The sequence below is a fragment of the Actinomycetota bacterium genome, assembly GCA_030017835.1.
Classification (GTDB): domain Bacteria; phylum Actinomycetota; class Aquicultoria; order UBA3085; family Oleimmundimicrobiaceae; genus Yes70-04.
The window spans coordinates 1-809 of the sequence record JASEGU010000070.1 but is presented as its reverse complement, the minus strand read 5'-3'; the positions used below and the strand labels follow the sequence as shown (position 1 = coordinate 809).

1 protein-coding gene is annotated in these 809 nt (G+C 61.9%); it reads right to left on the bottom strand.

What is annotated here, in order from left to right:
- Positions 1-14: 14 nt before the first annotated feature.
- Positions 15-749: a transposase gene (locus QMD53_07215; GenBank protein MDI6800424.1), complete on the bottom strand. Its 735-nt coding sequence runs from the start codon at positions 747-749 to the stop codon at positions 15-17.
- Positions 750-809: the final 60 nt, after the last annotated feature.

Sequence of the window (809 nt, the reverse complement as noted above, 5' to 3'; positions counted from 1 at the left end):
TAGCCTTGAGCTGCTCAGCTTATCAGCTTGAGCAACTGGTCGGCGAACAGGGCAACGATACCAATCATGAGGTGAAGCCCGACTTTCGCGGCTCCCCGGACCATTACGTTTTTGGCCCCAAACTCTTCTTTCAGCCGACTGTTGAAGCGCTCGGCCACGGTCCGCTCCTGGTAGCGCACCGCCTCCTGGGGGGCCAGGGGGATCACGTCTTTCCTTCGGCCATTCTTGTCGATGATGGGGACGTGCCCCAGGCTACGGCTCATCTCATAGATCGGCTGCGCATCGTAGGCCGAATCCATCAGATCATACAGATAATCGATGCGCTCGCTGGTCATCTTCATCAGCGGGATGGCGACCTGGCTCTCATGGAGGGAGGCCGCCGTCATTACCGCACTGATGGGCAGGCCGCAGTCATTGACATCGACGTGCAGCTTGTAGCCTACCCAGGCCTGCTTATAACCCTTGGAGTTCTTCTTCGCTCCCACATCACAGTAAACCGGCAACTCCGCCAGGGCCTCCGAAGCCGATTGCCGGCCTTGGCGCTCCAGACGCGTTTCCGGTTTGGGTTCTCGCACCTCCCCCCGCCGGGGGCGTCCTTTTTTCCGGGGCGCCGGTTTGGGGGGCTTCGGCTTCGCCGTGGGTTTCTCTCGGCCCTCGATGGCGGTGGCGTCCCGGCTGATATGCCCCACCAATCCCGGCGTCACCCACTGGCCCACCAGGGCCTCATGGACCCGGTCCCCCAGGCGCATCTCGGCAAATTCCGCAAAGGCCCGAGAAAAAGTCGACTCGGAGGGCACATCGGCCAGCCT